Annotated in this window: 3 protein-coding genes and 1 pseudogene; all 4 read left to right on the top strand. The window is 65.5% G+C overall.

The annotated features are described in order from the left end of the window. Positions 1-344 precede the first annotated feature (344 nt). A complete protein-coding gene (locus R6V09_RS47060) occupies positions 345-620 on the top strand; it encodes a hypothetical protein (RefSeq protein WP_317887598.1) in 276 nt (91 codons plus the stop codon). Positions 621-827: 207 nt separating this feature from the next. Beyond that, positions 828-1,208, top strand: coding sequence for an effector-associated constant component EACC1 (locus R6V09_RS47055; RefSeq protein ID WP_317887597.1), 381 nt, complete (start codon positions 828-830; stop codon positions 1,206-1,208). A gap of 3 nt (positions 1,209-1,211) precedes the next feature. Continuing rightward, on the top strand, positions 1,212-3,656 hold the full coding sequence (locus tag R6V09_RS47050; RefSeq protein ID WP_317887596.1) for a caspase family protein: 2,445 nt from the start codon (positions 1,212-1,214) through the stop codon (positions 3,654-3,656). A gap of 67 nt (positions 3,657-3,723) precedes the next feature. Continuing rightward, positions 3,724-4,233: pseudogene (locus R6V09_RS47045) on the top strand (NADP-specific glutamate dehydrogenase); the annotation flags it as partial. Positions 4,234-4,394: the final 161 nt, after the last annotated feature.

The following is a 4,394-nucleotide window of genomic DNA, read 5'->3' as shown; positions in this document are numbered from 1 at the left end:
AGCACCTCATCCAGACCATCCGGCAGGGCATGAGAAAGATCCAGTACCGCCCCCACCTCATCGACGGATGCCTCGCTGGAACCGGACTATCTCTCACCCCAACGACTTCATGAGTTCAAGCTCAGTAACGCGGCGGTCAGCATCCTTCTCGCACCCTCCCGGACGATTTCGTCGATCAGGGAGGAGCCGTTGGTGGTGGTGCCGTCGTCGTTCACCACGCTGAGCACGGACGTGCCTTCCCGGCCGGTGCTGCGAACACCGGTCTTGCTCGGTGACCTATCGATCAATCACACGGGAAGGCACGTCCTCCCTGAGGTGATCCACAGGTCTTGAGCATTGCTCCAGTGGAGAGAACCCTCACTGCCGAGGCGACTGCAGCGGCACCTTCTGCAAGCGATCCCGAGACGGTCCTCGCGCTTCTCGACTCCGGACGATGCGTCCAGTGGAACGCCCGCCTGCAGAATTCCGACGAGCTGGGCCGACCGACCGAAGTACGCCCCGATCTCGCGGCCTCTGTGCGGGAGTTGACGGCGCTGTTCGGTGTCCAGGAAACCGTCAACGACTCCCTACCCACCGGCGGCCTCCCGATGATCGACGACGCGGGCTTGGGTATGTCGTGACCTCTTCGAGTCGTGCAGAGCGACGTCGAGACTTCCTACTCCCGTTGGGGTGCGCCCTGGCGCGAGTCACAGCCTGTACTCCTCCGCAACAGCGCAGGGCAAAGCGAGACGTATTTTCACCGTGGGTGCGTACGGACCGGCTGACGTCCGGGGGAGTGGTGGGCACACTGATACAACTATGCGCTGATTCAGGCCTCGGGGGATGCAATGGAACTGCTCGACATACGCCTGCGGTTCATCGCAGAGGAAATTACAGCCAAGGAACTCGTCCAGTTCCAGCGCCAGTTGGACAGCGAGCCAGAACTTCGTGGCCGGGTCCAGCGCATTACGGCCGACGAACTTTCCGCCGACCCTGAAGGACGCATGGGTAGCAGCATGACACAGCTGCTCGCCGTGTCACTGGGCAGCGGCGGTGCAGTCAGCGCCCTCGTGACCGTACTGCCCTCGCTCCTGCGAGCCCGCCGGTCTGACACTACTGTCGAGGTCACGCTTCCCGACGGGCGCAGCGCCAAAATCACAGCCGTGTCCGCCGAAGACGCAAGAGCACTGCTGGAGTCGGCGCTCCGCGATTCCAATGGCCAGGGGTAAAGCATGCGGCTGCCCGAGCCGCGGGGATCACGGGCAATCCTCATCGGCACCTCGGAGTACGACAGCGAAGACCTGTGCCCGCTGCTTGCCGTGCGCAATAACCTCGACGTCCTGCGCGACATTCTCACCGCTGAGCAGACCGGCGGATTCCTTCCAGGGCGTTGCACAATCATCCAGGACGCCACCGACCCGCGTGAGGTGTGCCGCAGCCTGCGCGAAGCCGCTGCAGGCGCACCGGACACGCTGCTGGTCTACTTCGCCGGACACGGCATCCTGAGCAGCGACCTCACAGAGCTCCACCTCGCACTGACCGGAACAGATCAAAACGACCTGCGCTGGACCTCCATCCCCTTCCAGGCCGTACGAGAGATCCTCGACAACGCGGAGTGCCGCAACAAGATCCTCATCCTCGACTGCTGCCACAGCGGCTGGGCCCTGGACGAGCTGATGGGCCCAGGCGAGGACGCCGGAATCGACCTCGACATCCACGGTGTCCACGTACTCGCCTCCGCCTCCCGCGACGAAGCATCTGTCGCCCCACCGGGCGAGCGCTACACCGCGTTCACTGGCGAACTGATCCGCCTGCTGCGCGACGGCCTGCCAGCCGCAGGTGACCCCCTGCCGCTGACCGCCCTGTACACGCCACTGACACAAGCCCTCAAGGAACGGGGCTATCCCCGGCCCAAGCAACAAGGCTCGGACCACTACGGCGAGTTGGGCCTCGTCCGCAACCGCGCCTCCACCACCGCGCCGACGAGCGCGCCCCACGGGCCGGCGCTGGACGAGGCAAGGCACAGGAAAGAGATCCGCTTCACGGCCAACCGCCAATTCGCCAGCCGACGCTCCTGGGCACTGCTGCTGACCACCGAAGCACTGCTGATCACGCTCGTACTGATCACCCTGCCAAGAGGGAACCAGTCCGTCTTCGACGAGTCACCACGCGGCGCTGAACTCGCCGCGGGCACCGCCGGCGCGACCTTCCTCATCTGGTGGGCGACCGCTCTCTACCCCGCTGGCTACTGTCTGGCCGTCAGATCCGACGGCATCGACCTGCGTTGCAACCCCTCACGCCACTTCTACTACCCCTGGCACGCGGTCGCTCGCGTATGGATCCTCCCGCGCAGACGCCGGCTACGCCGACGCCTGCGCTACGAAGTGATGGTGCGACTGAAACCCGGGGTCCTCGTCTCCGAAGCCACCTTCGCCACCGCCGGCCCGCGCAACGACCGGCGTGCCAAGGCATTGCGCTTCGCAGACCTGCGCAGGATCGCAGTCCGCCCCGAGGAAGTTGATTTGGCCCTATCCCAGTGTGCCGACCTGGCCTGGACACCATGCCCCGAACTGGGACCGCTGCCGCCCCGGCAGATTCCCACCTGCGCCACCTTCACCAGCCGCCGCGTCACCTTGGCCGCCATCGCACTCCTTTGCGGAGCCTCGGCACTCAACCAACTCACACGAGGTGTGCTATTGACCGAGACAGCGACACACCTGACTGGCCTGACGATCTGTGCCGCGCTGCTCGTAGTCTGCACATTCGCGGTGATGCGTGTACGGCATCCCGCGCGCCTCACCATCAACGGAGCGGGCATCGAATTCACCTGCGGAGAAACAGCCCTTGCTTACGCGTGGTCAGAGGTCAGCCGCATCGGCGTGGTCCCCTGGCCCCCCGGAAGCGGCAGAAACGGCGTACTGGCCATACGCCCGGCCGCACAAGCCGAGGAACCCATCGACCGAACCAACCGACTACTGCCCCGACTGACCGCAGGAACAGTCACCATCTGCCCGCTGTACGAAGTCACGACACACACAGCCGCTGTAGAAGAAGCCCTCGTGAACTTCGCCAGCGACGAACAACTTGCTTCCAATCCAAGCACCTGGATGCGCACCTCCCTAGGCGAAGATGGACAACTCTTCCGAGGAAGACTGCCAAGGGTCTGGGTAAACGCAGCTTTTGCTCTGGTCGCCCTGCCGACCCTCGCCATGGGAAGCACCTACAACCCGGTCACCTGGGTGGTCTTACTCAGAAACATGATCTTTCTCCCCCTCCTCTTCATCGGAGCACCGCTGTACGTGTTCAGGGGAGCGAACCACGTGCTCTTCCGCGTCACCACCTCAGGATTTGACCTGCAATTCCTGCAGCACCGCGTGCACGTCCCATGGCGAGACGTCGAACGCATTGGCCTGGTCGTCAGACACGAGCCGCTGGACGAATCGATCATGGTCTGGCTGCGCCCCGGAGTGAAGATCCCGAAACCCCGCTGGTCATGCCTGACTCGCAAACACGGCGGACTACGCGTCCTGTCCCTCCAAAAGTGCCGCATCGATACCGACATCGCGGACATCGATCAGGCCATCGCTCGATACGCAGGCCGCAAACACTCACACATCATGTACATCCACGACGACGAGTCTGGAACAAGCCCAGATGCAGAACCCAACCTGCTGTGACGCGCATTCCCCGGTCGAGTTGCGGCCTTCACCTATGCAGGCGCCCGAACTCGACAGGGGACCGTTCCTCAAGCAGGTCAAGGAGGTCGAGCGCGGCCGGATCGAGGACTATGCGCGGCGCCGCGGCGCCTCGGCGAGGTACGTCGCAGGCGGCTCGGTCTGGGAGGTTCCCGCCGACCTCGCCCTCCCCTCGGCGACCCAGAACGAGCTGGATGCCAAGGACGCGCTGGCCCTGGTGCGCGGGGGAGTGAAGGCGGTCTCGGAGGGTGCGAACATGCCCGTCACCCCGGCCGCTGTCCGTATTCTGCGCGACGCGGGCGTGGCGTACGGCCCGGGCAAGGCGGCCAACGCGGGCGGTGTCGCGGTCAGCGCCCTGGAGATGAGGCAGAACAGCGCCCGCGAGAGGTGGACGAAGGAGCGGGTGGAGAGCGAGCTCGCCACGGTGATGCGGGACATCCACGACCTGTGCTGGCACACCGCCGACTTCTACGGCGCCCCGGGCGACTACGCGACCGGCGCCAACATCGCCGGCTTCGAACGCGTCGCCGAGGCCATGAGGGCTCAGGGCCTGGTGTGACGCCGTAGCCCTCCCTTTCGCGACAACCCCGCACAGGCCGGTGCCGGCGCCCCTCCTGGGCGCCGGCACCGGCCTTTCGCGCGTGCGGGGTTGTCGAGGCGTACGGCCCTGCCGTGGCGTCCGGTTCAGCGGCCGACGGCCGTCCGGTCCGCGCCCGCCGG

The organism is Streptomyces sp. W16 (assembly GCF_033194735.1).
Taxonomy (GTDB): Bacteria; Actinomycetota; Actinomycetes; order Streptomycetales; family Streptomycetaceae; genus Streptomyces.
The sequence above is the reverse complement of the archived record's forward strand: the minus strand, read 5'-3'. Positions and strand labels throughout refer to the sequence as shown.